Origin of the sequence: Pseudomonas lactucae, from assembly GCF_036688725.1 — a bacterium.
In the GTDB taxonomy this organism is placed as follows: Bacteria; Pseudomonadota; Gammaproteobacteria; order Pseudomonadales; family Pseudomonadaceae; genus Aquipseudomonas; species Aquipseudomonas lactucae.
This window is the reverse complement of record NZ_JAQQPT010000009.1, coordinates 182,991-198,865: the sequence shown is the minus strand read 5'-3', so window position 1 is coordinate 198,865 and position 15,875 is coordinate 182,991. Positions and strand designations below refer to the sequence as shown.

Genomic DNA, 15,875 nt, shown 5'->3' with positions numbered 1-15,875 from the left:
GAGTGCTTGAGGTGCTGATCAGCCGATTGTTCTGGCTACTCTGGTAGAGGTTCATGCCGACGATCAGGCTGATCACGCCCAGCAGGCACAAGCCCGACAACAAGACTATTTTCAAGCGAATGGAGAGGGTGTCGAACATTGGGCTATCTCACGGGTGAACAGCGTGTTGATCGATCATCGGTTGGCGTGGGCTACCGATTTCTTATTGGGGTTGTCAGTGCATCGGCCTGCGCCACGTTTTCAGCATAGGCATTGGCCAAGGGTTGACCGGCGCTTGACACCACTGGCCGACAGCCGGGCAGAGGACGCCTGAACCTAGCATGCAGGTCGGGATCTGCACGCGGCTATCCCAAATCGGCGGGGAGTGTGGCGGCGCGGCGACCTGTTTTGGGGCACTGGCGGCGATGTTACCGATTTGGGATAGCGAGGCTTCCGAGGGCGGGCATAGGATCGAATCCAGCGTGCAATCTCCAGAATAAAAGCGCTACCCGGCACCGATAGCGGCTGAATCGGCGCCACCCCACAGCGACTGCCTCATACAATAAGGTCAATAACATGAGTGTAATAATGCCGGTCAATGGCTCTACGGAGCTCAAGCGTGGCGCCCTGGGTGTCGGCTTCATCATCTTCTTCGTGATTTCGGCGGCCAGTCCGCTCAGCGTGATTGCCGGCGGTTTCCCGATCGGCATCATGCTGGGCAACGGCGCCGGTACCCCGGCGTTGCTGTTGCTGGCGCTGGCGGTGCTGATGGCGTTCTCGGTGGGTTACACCACCATGGCGCGGCATGTCACCAACGCCGGCGGTTTCTACGCCTTTACCTCGCGTGGCCTGGGCGGCCTGGCCGGCGGCTCGGCGGCGGTGCTGGCGATGTTTGCCTACAACATTCTGCAGATTGCCTTGTATGGCATGTTCGGTGGCGTGGTCAGCGGCACCATGGAAAGTGTCTTCGGCCTGGTATTGCCCTGGTGGTCCTATTCGCTGCTGGCGATGGCCAGTATTGCGATTCTCGGCTACCGCAAGATCGACCTGTCGGCGCGGGTCTTGTCGGTGGTGGTGATCGCTGAATACCTGGCGATCCTCACCCTGGATTTCGCCATTCTGAAGACCGGTGGCGACAGCGGGGTCAACCTTGATTCCTTCAGCAGCCAGCACGTATTCAGCGGCACGCCGTCGATCGGTCTGCTGTTCTGCTTTGCCGCCTTCATCGGCTTCGAGGCCACCACCATTTATGGTGAGGAGGCGAAAGACCCGCAGCGCACGATTCCGATTGCGACCTACAGCTCGGTGCTGCTGATCGGCGGGTTCTATGCGCTCTCGGTGTGGGCGATGGTGGTGGGCGTGGGCGCGGACAAGATCGTGCCGATGCTGCAAGCCCTGCAGGACCCAACCACGTTTATCTACGGCATGTCCGACCACTTTGTCGGGCCACACCTGACCCAGATCATTCGGGTGTTGTTCATGGTCAGCATCTATGCCGGACTGCTCGCGTTTCATAACGCCGCTGCGCGTTATTTCTACGCCATCGGGCGTGATGGTTTGCTGCACAGCCTGCTGGGCACTACCCACCGTGTGCACCAGAGCCCGCACATGGGCTCGGCGCTGCAAAGCCTGATCGCCGCGGTAGTGGTGCTGATTTTCGCGGCGATGGACGCCGATCCGATCCTGCAGCTGTTCGCCTGGTTCTCCAACCTGGCCACCCTGTGCGTGATCTTGCTGATGGCGATGACCTCGGTCGCGGTGTGCGTGTACTTCCATCGGCATCCCGAGCTCAAGGTCGGCCTCTGGCGCGGGCGCATCCTGCCGATTTTCTCCTGCCTGGCCTTGCTGATGGTGCTGGTGCTGGCGGTGGTGCATTTCGATGTGCTGACCGGTGCCAGCCAGCTTTTGTCCTACGGCCTGTGTGCGGTCATTCCTGCGGCCTTGTTGGCCGGCGTCTACCTGGCGGCGCGCCTGCGCAAGGTTTCGCCGCAGCGGTTCCTGGCCCTGGGCAGCCACAAGCTCTAAGGCACGTTCCACCCCTACACCTACTGCGAGCTCAGTTGTCGTCGCACGGCACGGCTCGTCTGCGTTAAAGGAAGCTTCCACATGCAGCACTACACAATGCTTATCAATGGAGTCCAGGTTGCCGGTGAAAACGGGCAGTTTGATGTGATCAATCCCGCCACCGGCGTCGTCTTCGCGCAATGCCCGGCCGGCTCATTGGCCCAATTGGACGCGGCGGTGAACGCCGCCCAGGCCGCCTTCAAGACGTGGCGCCACCGTTCGCATGCGCTGCGGTGCGAGCACCTCGGCGCGATTGCCGATGACATCGAGCAGGACGCCGACGCACTGGCCCGGCTGATCGTGCGTGAACAAGGTAAACCGCTGGAACTGGCGTTTTCCGAAGTCATGGGGGCCGCCGCCTGGACCCGCTACGCTGCCGGGCAACAGATCGACGTGGAGTTGGTGGAAGAAACCCCGAGCCAGCGCGTCGAACTGCACCGCAAGCCGCTGGGAGTGGTGGCCTCCATCACACCGTGGAACTGGCCGTTCATGATCGCGGTATGGCACATCATGCCGGCGCTGAGGGCCGGCAACTGCGTGATCAGCAAACCGTCGAGCCTGACGCCGCTGAGCACCCTGCGCCTGGTGGAGATCATTGCGCGGCATGTGCCCAAGGGGGTGATCAACTGCGTGACCGGCGAGCAGGGGTTCGGCAGTGCGATCACCGCGCACCCCGGTATCCAGAAAATCGTGTTCACCGGTTCCACCGCCACCGGCCAGAGCGTAATGCGTGGCGCCGCCACTAACCTCAAGCGCCTGACCCTGGAGCTGGGCGGCAACGACGCTGCCATCGTATTGCCGGGCACGCCGGTTGCGCAGGTGGCCGAAGAGATTTTCCAGGCGGCGTTTCTGAACATGGGCCAGACCTGCGCGGCGCTCAAGCGCTTGTATATCCATGAGTCCCAGTATCAGGAATTTGCCGATGCCTTGACGCTGATTGCGGGGCGTCAGGTGGTGGGCGACGGCCTCGAGCCCGGCGTCAACTTTGGCCCGGTGCAGAACCTCGATCAACTCAAGCTGGTCGAGGCGTTGGTCGAGGATGCCCGGGCCCAAGGGGCGCGGGTGTTGTGCGGCGGCGCACGGCTGGATCGCCCCGGCTTCTTTTACCCACCCACCCTGGTGGCGGATGTGACCGACGGCCAGCGCCTGGTCGACGAGGAACAGTTCGGGCCGGTGTTGCCGCTGATTGCCTACCGCGATGTCGAAGAGGTGCTGAGCCGCGCCAACGCCGGCGACATGGGCCTGGGCGGCTCGGTATGGGGGCCGGATGTGGAGCAGGCCCAGGCGTTGGCCGGCCGCCTGGAAAGCGGTGTGGCGTGGGTCAATTGTCACGCGCGCATCCAGCCCAATACCCCGTTCGGTGGCAGCAAGATGTCCGGTTTCGGCGTCGAGTTCGGCCTGGAGGGGCTGCTCGAGTTCACCGGTCAACAGCTGCTGTTCGTCAATAAGCGTGCTGCTGAGTAAGCCCTGCCTACCTGGCGCAGCAACGCTGCGCCTCTCTTATGCCCAATAACTAAGACAGCCTTTAAAGGCGCATCCCGAGGAGCTTCGATCATGCGGTATCCAGCCACTTCAATTCTCAGCGGCACATTGGCGTGTACGTTGACGCTTTGCGCGATCAGTCAGGCTCAGGCCTACGAACTGTACAGCGACGAGAGCCGCCATCTCAATGCGGACATGACCGCCGTATTCGGCATGTTCAACAGCCGCAAGAACTACGACGGTACGTCGGGTGGTTCGACCTGGCGCGAAGGTTTCATCAAGTATGGCTTGAGCGGCGACCAATCCCTGGCCGGCAATGGCACCGCCTATGGCGCCTTCGCGCTGGTCAGTTCCGCCACCTGGGGGGAGGGTGACCCGGCCGGCAACACCCTTGGCAACGAACGCACGACCAAGATCGAAGATGCTTACCTGGGTTGGCGCTCCGGCGACCTGTTTCCGGCCTTGGGCCAGGACGGCGTGGATATTTCCGGTGGGCGCCAGGTGGTCAAGCTGGGCAGCGGCTTCCTGATCAACGACGACGGCCCGAACCTGGGCAAGGGCCCGGCCGATGGCGCGCTGAACCGCGGCGGGGCGTATTACCTGGCCGCGCGGCATGCCTTCGATCAGACCGCGTTCCTGCGCCTGGGCGGCAAGGACGGCTTGCACGGCAGCCTGCTGTGGCTCAAGTCCGACAACCGCGCCCAGGCTGAAAGCGAAGTTGCCGCCGGCACGCTGGATTACACCACCAAGCCCGGCACCCTGGGGTTGACCTGGGTGCATGGCATCGATGTCAACGACCGCTGGGCCAGTGACTTTCAGCGCCAGCGCAAGGGCATGAATGTCTACAGCGTACGCGGTGAGGGCGACGCCGGCCTGCCGAACGTGAACCTGGCGTTCGAGTATGCCTGGCAGGACAAGGACAGCGGACCCGAAAAAGCCTGGTACGGCGAAGCCGGTTATACCTTCGCCGATGTCGCGTGGACGCCGAAGGTCACCTATCGCTACACCCGTTATTCACAGAAGTGGGATTCGCTGTTCACCGGCCTGAGCGCCGGCTACGGCACCTGGCTGCAGGGTGAAGTCGCCGGTAACTATGCCGGGCCGTTCAACAGCAACACCCGCATCCAGCACCTGGGTCTCAAGGCCATGCCCCTGGAAAATCTTACCCTGGGCGCGCTGTACTTCGACTTCGACACCGTGCGCAAAAGCAATGCGCTGAACCTCAATGCACAGGAGCTCGATGTGTATGCCGAGTGGGCGGTCAACCCGCACTTGATCATCACCCCGCTGATCGGCCTCTACAAACCCAAGGAGGACGCCACCAGCGGCGGCAACCAGACCGTCGGCAACGGCACCAACCTGTACAGCCAGTTGACCGTCGCCGTACCGTTCTGACCCGCCACGACCGTCGCGCTTCAGGGCGCGGCGGTGTGGGTGTGATTGCGCATGTTCTCGGCGATACGCCGTGTGGTGTCCATCACCATCTCGATCACGGTTTCCTGGCGCAGCAGCTTGAAGCTCTGGGTGCTGCCGACGGCGGACAGGCTGCCGATCACCTCGTCGATATCCGGCTGGATGATCGGTGCGGCGATGCCGGTCAGGCCCAGGTTTAGCTCGTCGTGGGTCAGGCAATAGCCGTCCTTGCGGATTTTCTTGGCGGCCTTGGCAAAACTTGCCCAGTCGTAAGGGCTGTGCGGATCGCCGGCCATGTGTTCTTCGAACAGGCGTTGCAAGCGTCGACCTTTTTGGAAGGCGATCAACACCTTGGATTGAGCCCCGCGAAAGAACGGCAGCGGGTGTCCGCGCCCGAAAGAGAAGTGATACGTATCGGTGGGTTCGGCGATGTAGGTGTTGATGATGCGCCCGTCATAAAACACGCTGGCGAACACCGCCAGGCCGGTCTGCGCCGACAGCTCGTGCATCAGTTCGCGCCCCGCCAGGAGGATGGGGTCGTACTGGCGCATCCTCCAGTCCAACTCGATCACCCGTGGGCCAAGGCCATAGCTGCCGGCATCCACACGGCTCAGCAGGCCGGCGTCGCACAACTCCTTGACGTAGCGATAGGCCGTGGCGCGCGACAGGCCCATGCGTTCGGCGATGGTGTCCGGGTCGATCCTCAACGTCGCTGGACCGAACAGGTCCAGGACACTCAGCAATTTGCTCAGGCTGCTCATTTCGTTCCTAGAAAGGGGGTGGCACGCGGGTAAGCACTATAGGCGAAAACGCCGCAGATCCAATGTGGGGCTATGGGGTTGCGTCACACTATACCAGTCGGCGAAAAATGCAATTTTGTTGCGCTTAAAATTCCAATAAATCTCAATAAAAGAGATAAATTAATAAAAAAATCTTGTTTGGTATGTTTTTGTGTGTGATAAATCTCGCCACAGAAAACGCTCAAGTGAGAGGGCTGGCAATGAATGGCGCGCAATTGATAGTGAATGCGGCGGCGGCAAGCGGTATCGAGTACTGCTTCGCCAACCCGGGGACCACCGAGATTCCACTGGTGGCGGCCATGGCCAGTGCGCCTGCCCTCAAGCCGGTGTTGTCGTTGTTCGAAGGGGTATGCACCGGTGCGGCGGATGGTTATGGCCGCATCGCCGGCAAACCGGCGATGACCCTGACGCACTTGGGCCCAGGCTTTGCCAATGGCATCGCCAACCTGCACAACGCACGGCGCGCCAACACGCCCATCGTCAATGTGATCGGCGACCACGCTTCGTGGCACGTCAATTACGATCCGCCCCTGGCCAGTGATATCCAGGCGCTGGCCGGCAGCGTGTCCAGCTGGGTGCGCACCTCGCGCACCGCGTCGGGGATCGGCGAAGACCTGCAGGAGGCCATGCGCGCCGCCTGGCAAGCCAAGGGGCAGATCGCCAGCCTGATTCTGCCGATGGATCTGCAAGCCAACACGGTGACCCACAGCGGCCGGTTCAGCCCGCTGAGTGCACCGGTGCGACGTTTTGCCGGCGACCGCATCGATGCCGTGGCCCAGGCGCTGCGCGATGGCCAGCGCCTGGTGTTCATCGTCGGTGACCAGGGCTTGTCGGTGGGCGGCCTGGAAGCGGCGGGGCGCCTGGCGCAACTGCCCGGCGTGCGACTGTTCGCCGAAACCTTCCCGCGCCTGAGCTACCGCGGCGGCGGTTTGCCGGACCTGGATCGCCTGCCGTATTTCCCGGAAGTGGCCATCGAAATCCTTGAGCAATACGACAAGGTGGTGTGCGCCGGTGTACCGGAGCCCATCAGTTACTTCGGTTATGAAGGTATCCCGTCGCGGCTGGCCGAGCGTGAGCGCCTGTTGTCCCTGGCCGAGGTCGGCGACGACGTGGCCGGGGCGCTGACCGCGCTGGCCGATGCGCTGAGCGCGCCGGCCTATGTGCCCACGCCGCAGGACATCCAACTGCCGGCGGGCGAAGCCGCCTTGAGCGCGCAATCGGTCGGCCAGGTATTGGCCGCCGCGCTGCCGGACGACTGCATTGTCTCGGTGGAGGGCGGCACCTGCGGTTATCCGTTTTTCACGGCCTCGGCGCGTGCCAAGCGGCATCGGGTCATGACCAACACCGGCGGCGCAATCGGCCAGGGTATTCCGGTGGGCTTTGGCGCCGCGCTGGCCGAGCGTGGCAACCGGGTGTTCTGCCTGCAATCGGACGGCAGCGCGCAGTACACCATCCAGACCCTGTGGAGCATCGCCCGCGAGCAATTGCCGGTGGTCATCCTGATTGCCGCCAACCACCGCTACGCGATTCTGCAAAACGAATTGCGCCGTTTCGGCATGACCGAACTGGATCCCCAGGCCCTCAAGCTGACCGTGCTCGATCGTCCGCGCATCGACTGGAAAGCCCTGGCCAAAGGCTATGGCGTGCCGTCCTGCACCGTACACACCAATGCCGAACTGCAACGCGCGCTGGCCAACGCCGCCGCCGACGCGGGGCCTTGCCTGATCGAAATGGCACTGTGAAGGAGCCGATGATGAAGCAGCTTGACGTGTTACCTGAAGTCCGCGCGTTCCTGGCGCAACCCGGTCGCCTGTTCATCGGCGGAACCTGGCAGGACGCCGCCGGCGGTCGCCGCTTTGCCGTGGAAAATCCGGCCACCCAGGAGACCCTGACGGAAGTCGCGCAGAGCGATGAGCGTGATGTGGATGCCGCCGTCGCAGCCGCCCGCGCGGCTTTTACCGGCACCTGGGCGATGCAGTCGCCGGCCCGGCGTGGCCTGTTGCTGTTTCGCCTGGCGGATCTTATCGACCAGCACCGCGAGGAACTGGCCCAGCTGATCACCCTGGAGAACGGCAAGCCCATCGCCACCGCGCGCGGTGAAGCGGCCAGCGCCGCCACCATCATTCGCTACTTCGCCGGCTGGCCGACCAAGATCGAAGGCAGCACCTTGCCCGTCTCGCCGGCCAGCGGTGCGCCGATGCTCAACTACACCCTGCGCGAACCGGTGGGGGTGTGCGCCTTGATCGTGCCGTGGAACTTCCCGCTGAACATGTGCGTGTGGAAGCTCGGCCCGGCGTTGGCGACCGGCTGCGTGGCGGTGCTCAAGCCCGCCGAACAGACGCCGCTGGTGGCGATCCGGCTGGTGCAGTTGATCGAGGCCGCAGGTTTTCCGGCGGGCGTGGTCAACCTGATTACCGGCCTGGGCGCCGAAACCGGCGCGCCGCTGGCGCAGCATGCCGACGTGGACAAGATCGCCTTCACCGGCTCGACCCAGGTCGGCCGGCTGATTGCCCAGGCCGCCACGCGCAACATGAAAAAGGTCTCGCTGGAGCTCGGCGGCAAATCGCCCAACATCATCTTGCCCGACGCCGACATCGTGCGCGCCGCCAAGGGCGCCGCCGATGGGATTTTCTACAACCAGGGCCAGGTGTGCACCGCCGCGTCGCGCCTGTATGTGCACGCCAGTGTGCTTGACCAGGTGCTTGAAGAACTGCAACGCCATGCCGCCGCCCATGTCCTCGGCAACGGCCTGGACCCGACCAGCAGCATGGGTCCGCTGGTGTCGGAGCGGCAGTTGGAGACGGTCAAGGGCTACCTGCAGCGCGGCCAGGAGGAGGGCGCCGAACTGATCTGCGGCGGCGAACGTCCCGCGCACCTGGAGCGCGGCCACTTTATCCAGCCCAGCGTATTTCTCGACCGCGCCGAACGTGCGTGCGTGGCCCGCGAAGAAATCTTCGGCCCGGTGCTCACCGTGATGAGTTGGACCGAAGTCGACGACCTGGTACTGCGCGCCAACGATTCGCCGTACGGCCTGGCCGCCGGTCTATGGACCCGCGACCTGCGCTCGGCGCACCGCCTGGCTGCGCAGCTCAAGGCCGGTTCGGTGTGGGTCAACTGTTGGAACGTTGTCGATGCGGCTTCGCCGTTCGGTGGCTACAAGCAATCCGGCTGGGGCCGGGAAATGGGTAAGAACGTGATCGACGCCTATACCGAGACCAAAAGCGTATTCGTCGATCTGGCCTGAACTGAATCATCACTACGAGGTTGTTGCTATGGATCTGGAATTGAAAGGCCGCGTGGCCATCGTCACCGGCGGTGGGATGGGCATCGGCAAGGAAGTCGCACGTTTTCTGTCCGAGGAAGGCTGCAAGGTGGTGATCTGCGCACGCCGCATGGCGTTCCTGACCCAGGCCGCCGAAGAGATCAGCGCACAGACCGGCAACGAAGTGCTGCCGCTGTTCTGTGACACCAATGACATGAAGGCCGTGTCGGCGATGGTTGAAGCGGCGCACAAGCACTTCGGCCGTATCGACATTCTGGTCAACGGCGCGGCGGCGCCGTCCGGCGTGGTGCGCAATGACATCGAACATGCCGGCGACGATGAACTGCTGTCGGACCTCAACACCAAGGTGATCGGCTATTTCCGTTGCGCCAAGGCCGTGACCCCGCACATGAAGGCCGCCGGCTTCGGGCGCATCATCAATATCGGCGGCCTCACCGGGCGCAGCAGCAAAGTGCTGTCGGGCATGCGCAACCTGGCCATTGCGCACATGACCAAGACCCTGTCCGACCAGTTGGGCGCCAGCGGCATTACCGTCAACCTGATCCACCCCGGCGTGGTAGACACCCCGCACATCCGCGAGCTGTACGAGCGCGAAGGAATCAAACAAGGCAAGACCCCGGAGCAGGTCGAACAGGGCTACATCGACGCCACCCCGATTCGCCGCACCCTGGCGCCCATCGAAATGGGCTGGCTGATCGGTTTCCTGGCGTCCCCCAAGGCAGGCGCGGTGACCGGTGAATCCATCGGCATCGACGGCGGCCTCACCCGTGGCATCTTCATCTGAGGAGCAACTGCGATGAGTAACGGAACCCTTTTAGTCGCCACCGTCGGCCAGGCGGTCATCCGCAGCGCCGACGATGGCAAGACCTGGCATCGCCTGGGTCTGGGGCAGGACCTGGAGTTCGACGCGATCACCCGCTCGCTGAGCTTGCACCCCGGCACGCCGGAGGTGATCTATGCCGGCACCGACATCGGCTTGTGTGTCAGCCATGACACCGGCGGGCGCTGGCAGCAGGTCGACTCACCGTTCAACGGCCAGACCGTGTGGAAGGTAGCGGTGGACCCGCAGGATGCCCGGCGGATTTTCGTCGGCACCGGCGCGCCCTCGCGCGCCGTGCTGTGGCGCACCCTGGACGGCGGCACGAGTTGGGACCGCGCGCCGGTGGAGATTCCGGAATTCTGCGATGGCGTCAGTCGCCCGCGTTTGCTGGCCTTCGCCTACGACCCCTGCGACCGCAACCAGTTGTGGTTCGGCCTGGAGGAAGGCGGGCTGTTCCATTCCCGCGATGGGGGCGACAGCTGGACCCGCGTCGATGACCGCCTGCTGTGGGACTTCAACTCGGACGTGCATAACATCCTGGTGCTGCCCAACCATGGCCAGAAAGTCATCGTGGTGGTGTGCGTCAACGCGGTCTACCGCAGCCTGGACGAAGGGCTGACCTGGACCGGCATCATCGGCCGTGAAGCCTTCGGCTTGTATTACCTGCGTGCGATGAACGCACCGCTAGGCACCGAAGATACGCTGTACCTGAGCATTTCCGATGGCACTCCCGGCACCACCAGCAAGGTCCTGGTGTCACGTGACGCCGCGCAGACCTGGGAAGTACTGCCGCTGCCGCAGCAGCCCAACTCCTGTGTCTGGGCCCTGGCGTTCAATCCGGCCAACCCTCGGCAAATCGTCGCCGGCACCAAGTACGGCCACCTGTTCACCTCCGAGAACGGCGGTGACGGTTGGCAGAAACAGTGGCGCGAGTTCAGTGAAATCGCCGACGTGCTCTGGACGCCCGCGGTGGCGCAGATCAAGGCAGGGCATCAATCCATCGTCAAACAGCATTGAGGTAGCGAGCGATGAAAGTCGAAATCCTTCGCACTCACTTATCGCTATGGGTGAGTGATCCTGATGTGTCGGCGCGCTGGTACGCCGACGTTCTGGGCATGCACGAGAGTGCCCGTGGCGAGAGCTGGGTGATGATGGCGTTTGGCACCAAGCACCACGACATCGCGTTGATTCGCGCAGAACCCGGCGCTCACCAGGGCGGGCTGGGGCTGCAGCACTATGGATTGGAAATCGCCGGTGACATGACCACCTTGCGCCAGCTCTACGGCATGTTGCTGAAGAAGGGCGTCGAGGTGGTGAAGATTACCGACCATGAAATCGGCCACGGCCTGTATTTCAACGATCCGGACTGCAACCGCATGGAATTCTTTCTTGAGACCGAGCACGACGATGCGCGCGGCAAGGCGCGCTTCAAGGCCGCCGGCGCGCCGAGTCGCAACTACACGCTCGTCCCACTCGACCCTCCTTTGAACCGAGGCACATCCGATGAAAACCGCTAATTTCGCCAGCTATCACATCCGCAAATGGTACAGCTTCGTTGAAGAAACCCTGGCCAATGAAACCGGCCAGTTGGCCGATGGCGAGCCGTTGTTCAAATACGCTGTGGCCGCCGTGATCGCCAACCCTTACGCCGGGCGCTACAGCGAAGACCTCGCGCAATTGGTCGAGCCGTCGCCGCTGCTGGGCGAAGAGTTCGGCCGACGCATCCAGGCATTGGCCGGTGCGCACCCGATTGTCAGCTATGGCAAGGCGATCCTGGTGGGCAGCGCGGGCGAGTACGAGCACGGCAACGCGTTCCTGACCAACCCGGCCGCCGATCCGATCCGCGTCGCGCTGGGCGGTGGCAAATCGTGGGTACCGTCCACCGGCAAACGTGGTGGCCCCGGTACGAGCATCGACGTGCCCCTGGCCCACAAGGACGCGCTGTACGTACGCTCGCACTACGACAGTATTTCCCTGACCTTCGGTGACGGGCCGTCGCCGGACGAGGTGGTGGTGATCTGGGCCTTTGCCACGCGCGGACGTTTGCATGCACGGCTGGGCGGTCTGCAGGCCGCCGATGTAAAAGGTATCGACGGGCTGCACTGATCAAGGTGCAGGCTTGGGTGATGCGCGATCAAAACCACAACAAGAAAAGCGGTGAATAGCGATGAAGCAGGAGAAAACCCAGGTTGTCATCGTGGGCGGTGGCCCCAACGGGATCACGGCCGCGCACTCTATGGGAATGTACGGTATCGACTGCGTCGTCCTTGAACTGGCCGACGGCATCCTGCCTTACCCGCGTGCGGTGGGCATGGACGATGAGGCATTGCGCGTGCTGCAGAGCATCGGCATCGCCGAGGTGGCGGTGCGCGACATGATTTGCGATGTGCCGCTGCGCTATTACAACGCACGCGGTGTGTGTTTCGCCGAGGTCAAGCCGAGTGCCGCGCAGTACGGCTGGCCGATGCGCAATATTTTCATGCAGCAACTGCTCGAAGGCACCTTGCGTGAACACCTCGGGCAGCATGCCGGCGTAGAGCTGCGTCAGGGCCATGAATTGCTCGAACTGGAGCAGGACGACCACGGCGTGACCCTGCAGGTGCGCGATGCCGACGGCGAGATCTACCAGCTCCAGGCCGACTATGTAATTGGCGCCGACGGCGGGCGCTCCACCGTGCGTAAACAACTGGGGATCGAGCTGCTCGGGCTGACCCATCCGCGTAAATGGGTGGTGGTCGATACGGCCAACGACACCCTGGATGCGCCCTACACCGCGTTGCATGCCGATCCGCAGCGACCATTCGTGTGCATCTACCTGCCGTACCAGCAGCGGCGTTGGGAGTTCATGCTGATGGAGGGCGAAGACGAAGCGAAAATGTGCGAAGAGACGACGATTCGCAAACTGATCCACGGGCATATCGGCGATGCCGTCGACCAGCTCAACATCATCCGCATTCGTGCCTATACCCACCATTCGCGGGTTGCTGCGCGGTTTGTTCAAGGACGGGTGGCACTGGTGGGCGATGCGGCGCATATTTCGCCGCCCTGGGCCGGGCAGGGCCTCAACTCCGGCCTGCGCGACGTGGCCAACGTGGCCTGGAAACTCGCGGCAATCATCCAGGGGCGCGCGGCGCCGTCGATTCTGGCCAGCTACGATCAGGAACGCCGTGGCCATGCCACCGAGCTGGTGGCCCTGGCCGACAACATGGGCGCGGTCCTGGGCCTGACCAACCCGCTGATGGCCGGCGTGCGCGACTGGTTGTTCCAGGCGGTGAACAGTGTCGACAACCTGCGCTCGCACTTGCTGGAGTTCAAGTTCAAACCCAAGGCCACCATCACCAAGGGCCTGGTTTATCACGAGCGGACGGAGTTGCGTGAGGATGATCTGGTCGGTCAGTTGTTCATCCAGCCGAACATCGAAGACGCCCAGGGCCAGCGCCGCCGCCTGGACGAGGTGCTGGGCCATGGTTATGCGGTGCTGGGTTACCGGGTGAATCCGCGTGAACAGCTCAGCCAACCGATGCTTGAGTACTGGGCCCGTTGGGGCACGCGTTTTATCCAGGTCAACCGGTCGCGCAGCGGCGTGGGGCGCAACCAGCCGCTGACGGCCGTCGATGCCCTGAGTGTGGAGGACGTGGATAACCGCCTGGGTGAATGGTTCTCCAAGGTGCGCGACTGCATTGTCGTGGTGCGTCCGGACCGTTTCGTCGCCGCCATTACCACCCCCGAACGCCTGGATGGGGTGTTGCGCAAACTGGCGGAGCAACTGTCATGAGCCACACCCCTGATCTGCTCGACCAACTGCATCAGGCCGAGCGCAGTGCCCACGCGCTGGCGCCGTTACCGCCCGAAACGCTGGACCGGTTGCAGGGCTACGCGCTGCTGCATCAAGGATTGGCGCGGCGCCAGGCGGCGGGCGAACGCGTGAGTGGCTGGAAAGTGGCCTTCGCCGGCCGTGCGGCGCAAGCGCGTTTTGACCTTGATGAACCGGTGTATGGCGCCCTTACGGATGCGATGCAAGTCGACGCGGGCAGCACACTGGCGTTTACGCGGCTGATCCAGCCCAAGCTGGAAATCGAACTGGCGCTGGTGTTCGGGCGCACGTTGACGCCGGGTGAGCACAGTGACGAGGCGATTCTGGCGGCCATTGCCGAGGTGGCGCCGGCGTTCGAGATCGCCGACTGCCGCTGGCAAGGCTGGCGTTTCGGGCTGGGCGCCTTTCTCGCCGACAACGCCGCCGCCGGGCTGTATTGCGTGGGGCCGCGTACGCCGTTCGATCCTGCACGGCATGGCTGCGTCACTTATCGTCTGGAGCACGACGGTGTGCCATTGGGCCACGGCGATACCCAGGCCCGCGAGGACAGCCCGCTGTTCAACCTGTGCTGGCTGGTGCGGCGCCTGTTGGCTGCGGGGCAGGGCGTGCAGGCAGGGCAGATTGTGCTGTCCGGCGCGTTGCTGGCGCCGATGGATATACAGCCGGGCACCTATCGTCTGCACATGCTTGGCACGGAACTGGCTTTGGTGTTTCACGCGGACGTCGCGTCCGTGTAAACGCCAGCTGCCGTCAGGGATGACAGAGCCCCCCTTCAGGCCAAAGATGCGCAACCGGCCGCCGAGGAATGACGAATATGCTCGCGCAAGTGCGAACCTTCAACGACTCTCAACAGCACGCCGGCTCGATCCAGGGCTGGCAGCAGGTATATGACCAACTCGGTCGTGGTTGCCTGACCAGCGAACTGTGGCAGTTGTCCGGCGACCGTTTTCAGATTTTCCAGGAAGTGCTCGACAAGCGCGTGGTACAGCACGGCCGCTCGCCCAAGGGCCGCTTGTGCGCGGCCATGTCGCTGGGCAGCCCGCCGGTGGTTCAAGGCCAGCAAGTGAGCGCGCAAAGCGTGGTGCTGCTGCGCGACGGCGAAGAGTTCGTGTTGCATGCGCCGCAAGGCACGCACTTTTTCGCCCTCAATGTCGATGCCGTGCGCTTTGCCAAACTGGCCGCCTTCGAACTGTCCAATGATCAGCTCAAACGCTTGACCCGCGTGTCCGCGCTCAGCGTGGATGAAACGTTACTGTTGCGCATTCGCCAGCGCATCCACCCGCTGTTTCGTCACTTTTTGGAACATGCGCACGAGATCAACCCGGCTACCGAAAAGATGCTGGAGGATGAACTGCTCGGTGCATTCCTCGATCTGTTCAGTCACGCCGGCGATGAGGTGCGTTGCCGACGTGGCAATTTTGCCGTCAGTGCCTACCTGGTCCGGCGTAGCCAGGAATTGATCATTGCCAGCGGCGATACACCGTTGAGCATCCTTGACCTGTGCGAACAGTTGCGCGTCAGTCGCAGGACCCTGCAGAACAGCTTCCAGGCCGTCACCGATATGCGCCCGGTCGAGTACCTGCGCAATCTGCGCCTCAACGCGGTCCGGCGACAGTTGATCGCTACCCCCGCGAGCGAGAAAAACGTCGGCGAGATTGCCGTGGGCATGGGCTTTTTTCACCTGAGCCATTTCGCTACGCATTACCGTGAGCTGTTTGGCGAATCGCCGTCCGAAACACGCCGGGCACACCGAGCCTGAGCGAGGTGCCAAGTGGTGGGGCAAGAGCGCTTTGGTTGCTTTGCCGCTTTTGGTACGAACCCGCCGATTTTTACTTTCTTCGAGCAGAATCGGCGGCGTTATGGACGGTATGGCGCACCTGTGGGGCGCGTTGAGCGGTGATAGATGTCGCGAGTGATGTCGAGCAGATAACGCGCTTCGTCGGTCATCAACAACAGGTCGATCTGGACCTCTTCGATAATGATTTCCACGATGATCAATAGGCAAATGGCCGGGGCAATCACCAGCCAGTGGTAATACGACAGCGTGACCAATGAAACGCACACGCCGATCAGCCACAGCGCCAATACGCACTGCGGCGCGTACTTTTGCAGGGGAATCCACACGCGTTGCAACTTTCTCAACTTGAACGTGTAGAGCGTCAATGACGTTTCCAGCTGTTTAAGGTCGATAGGGTTCCGAGCTGAATGCTGGGTAGGCAT

General features: G+C 63.0%; 14 protein-coding genes. 12 read left to right on the top strand and 2 right to left on the bottom strand.

Features of this window, described 5'->3' with window-relative positions:
• The first annotated feature begins 555 nt into the window (after positions 1 to 555).
• The 3 genes from V6M90_RS12790 (at position 556) to V6M90_RS12780 (ending at position 4,920) form a co-directional block, all read left to right on the top strand.
• Positions 556 to 2,004, top strand: a complete 1,449-nt coding sequence (locus tag V6M90_RS12790) for an APC family permease (protein ID WP_042944419.1) — start codon at positions 556 to 558, stop codon at positions 2,002 to 2,004.
• An 81-nt stretch (positions 2,005 to 2,085) separates the two neighbouring features.
• A complete protein-coding gene (locus V6M90_RS12785; protein WP_141063690.1) occupies positions 2,086 to 3,507 on the top strand; it encodes an aldehyde dehydrogenase family protein in 1,422 nt (473 codons plus the stop codon).
• A 90-nt stretch (positions 3,508 to 3,597) separates the two neighbouring features.
• Positions 3,598 to 4,920, top strand: a complete 1,323-nt coding sequence (locus V6M90_RS12780) for an alginate export family protein (RefSeq protein WP_003172897.1) — start codon at positions 3,598 to 3,600, stop codon at positions 4,918 to 4,920.
• Positions 4,921 to 4,940: 20 nt separating this feature from the next.
• On the opposite strand, the gene V6M90_RS12775 is transcribed toward V6M90_RS12780, so the two are convergent.
• Positions 4,941 to 5,699, bottom strand: a complete 759-nt coding sequence (locus V6M90_RS12775; RefSeq protein WP_078732374.1) for an IclR family transcriptional regulator — start codon at positions 5,697 to 5,699, stop codon at positions 4,941 to 4,943.
• Positions 5,700 to 5,938: 239 nt separating this feature from the next.
• Between V6M90_RS12775 and V6M90_RS12770 the strand changes: the two genes are divergently transcribed.
• The 9 genes from V6M90_RS12770 (at position 5,939) to V6M90_RS12730 (ending at position 15,414) form a co-directional block, all read left to right on the top strand.
• The gene (locus V6M90_RS12770; RefSeq protein ID WP_332846617.1) at positions 5,939 to 7,480 is read left to right on the top strand and encodes an acetolactate synthase large subunit; all 1,542 of its coding nucleotides are present in this window, start codon (positions 5,939 to 5,941) and stop codon (positions 7,478 to 7,480) included.
• 11 nt (positions 7,481 to 7,491) lie between these two features.
• Complete coding sequence (locus V6M90_RS12765; RefSeq protein ID WP_003172900.1) at positions 7,492 to 8,982, top strand: aldehyde dehydrogenase family protein; 1,491 nt, start codon at positions 7,492 to 7,494, stop codon at positions 8,980 to 8,982.
• A gap of 28 nt (positions 8,983 to 9,010) precedes the next feature.
• Entirely contained in the window at positions 9,011 to 9,805 is a 795-nt protein-coding gene (locus tag V6M90_RS12760; RefSeq protein ID WP_003172901.1) for an SDR family NAD(P)-dependent oxidoreductase, read from the top strand.
• A 12-nt stretch (positions 9,806 to 9,817) separates the two neighbouring features.
• On the top strand, positions 9,818 to 10,858 hold the full coding sequence (locus V6M90_RS12755; RefSeq protein WP_003172902.1) for a WD40/YVTN/BNR-like repeat-containing protein: 1,041 nt from the start codon (positions 9,818 to 9,820) through the stop codon (positions 10,856 to 10,858).
• 11 nt (positions 10,859 to 10,869) lie between these two features.
• Positions 10,870 to 11,358 (top strand): VOC family protein, encoded by a 489-nt coding sequence (locus V6M90_RS12750; protein ID WP_141063689.1) that lies wholly within the window; start codon positions 10,870 to 10,872, stop codon positions 11,356 to 11,358.
• Complete coding sequence (locus V6M90_RS12745; protein WP_078732378.1) at positions 11,345 to 11,947, top strand: amino acid synthesis family protein; 603 nt, start codon at positions 11,345 to 11,347, stop codon at positions 11,945 to 11,947. The genes V6M90_RS12750 and V6M90_RS12745 overlap by 14 nt, the downstream gene beginning before the upstream one ends.
• A 61-nt stretch (positions 11,948 to 12,008) precedes the next feature.
• Positions 12,009 to 13,616: a bifunctional 3-(3-hydroxy-phenyl)propionate/3-hydroxycinnamic acid hydroxylase gene (locus V6M90_RS12740; RefSeq protein ID WP_332846616.1), complete on the top strand. Its 1,608-nt coding sequence runs from the start codon at positions 12,009 to 12,011 to the stop codon at positions 13,614 to 13,616.
• Positions 13,613 to 14,392 carry a 2-keto-4-pentenoate hydratase gene (locus V6M90_RS12735; protein ID WP_332846615.1) on the top strand — a complete coding sequence of 260 codons (780 nt, stop codon included), beginning with the start codon at positions 13,613 to 13,615 and terminating at the stop codon, positions 14,390 to 14,392. The genes V6M90_RS12740 and V6M90_RS12735 overlap by 4 nt, the downstream gene beginning before the upstream one ends.
• A gap of 77 nt (positions 14,393 to 14,469) precedes the next feature.
• Entirely contained in the window at positions 14,470 to 15,414 is a 945-nt protein-coding gene (locus tag V6M90_RS12730) for a helix-turn-helix domain-containing protein (protein WP_003172907.1), read from the top strand.
• Positions 15,415 to 15,512: 98 nt separating this feature from the next.
• Here V6M90_RS12730 and V6M90_RS12725 read toward each other — a convergent pair whose 3' ends face one another.
• Positions 15,513 to 15,875, bottom strand: coding sequence for a hypothetical protein (locus V6M90_RS12725; RefSeq protein ID WP_141063685.1), 363 nt, complete (start codon positions 15,873 to 15,875; stop codon positions 15,513 to 15,515).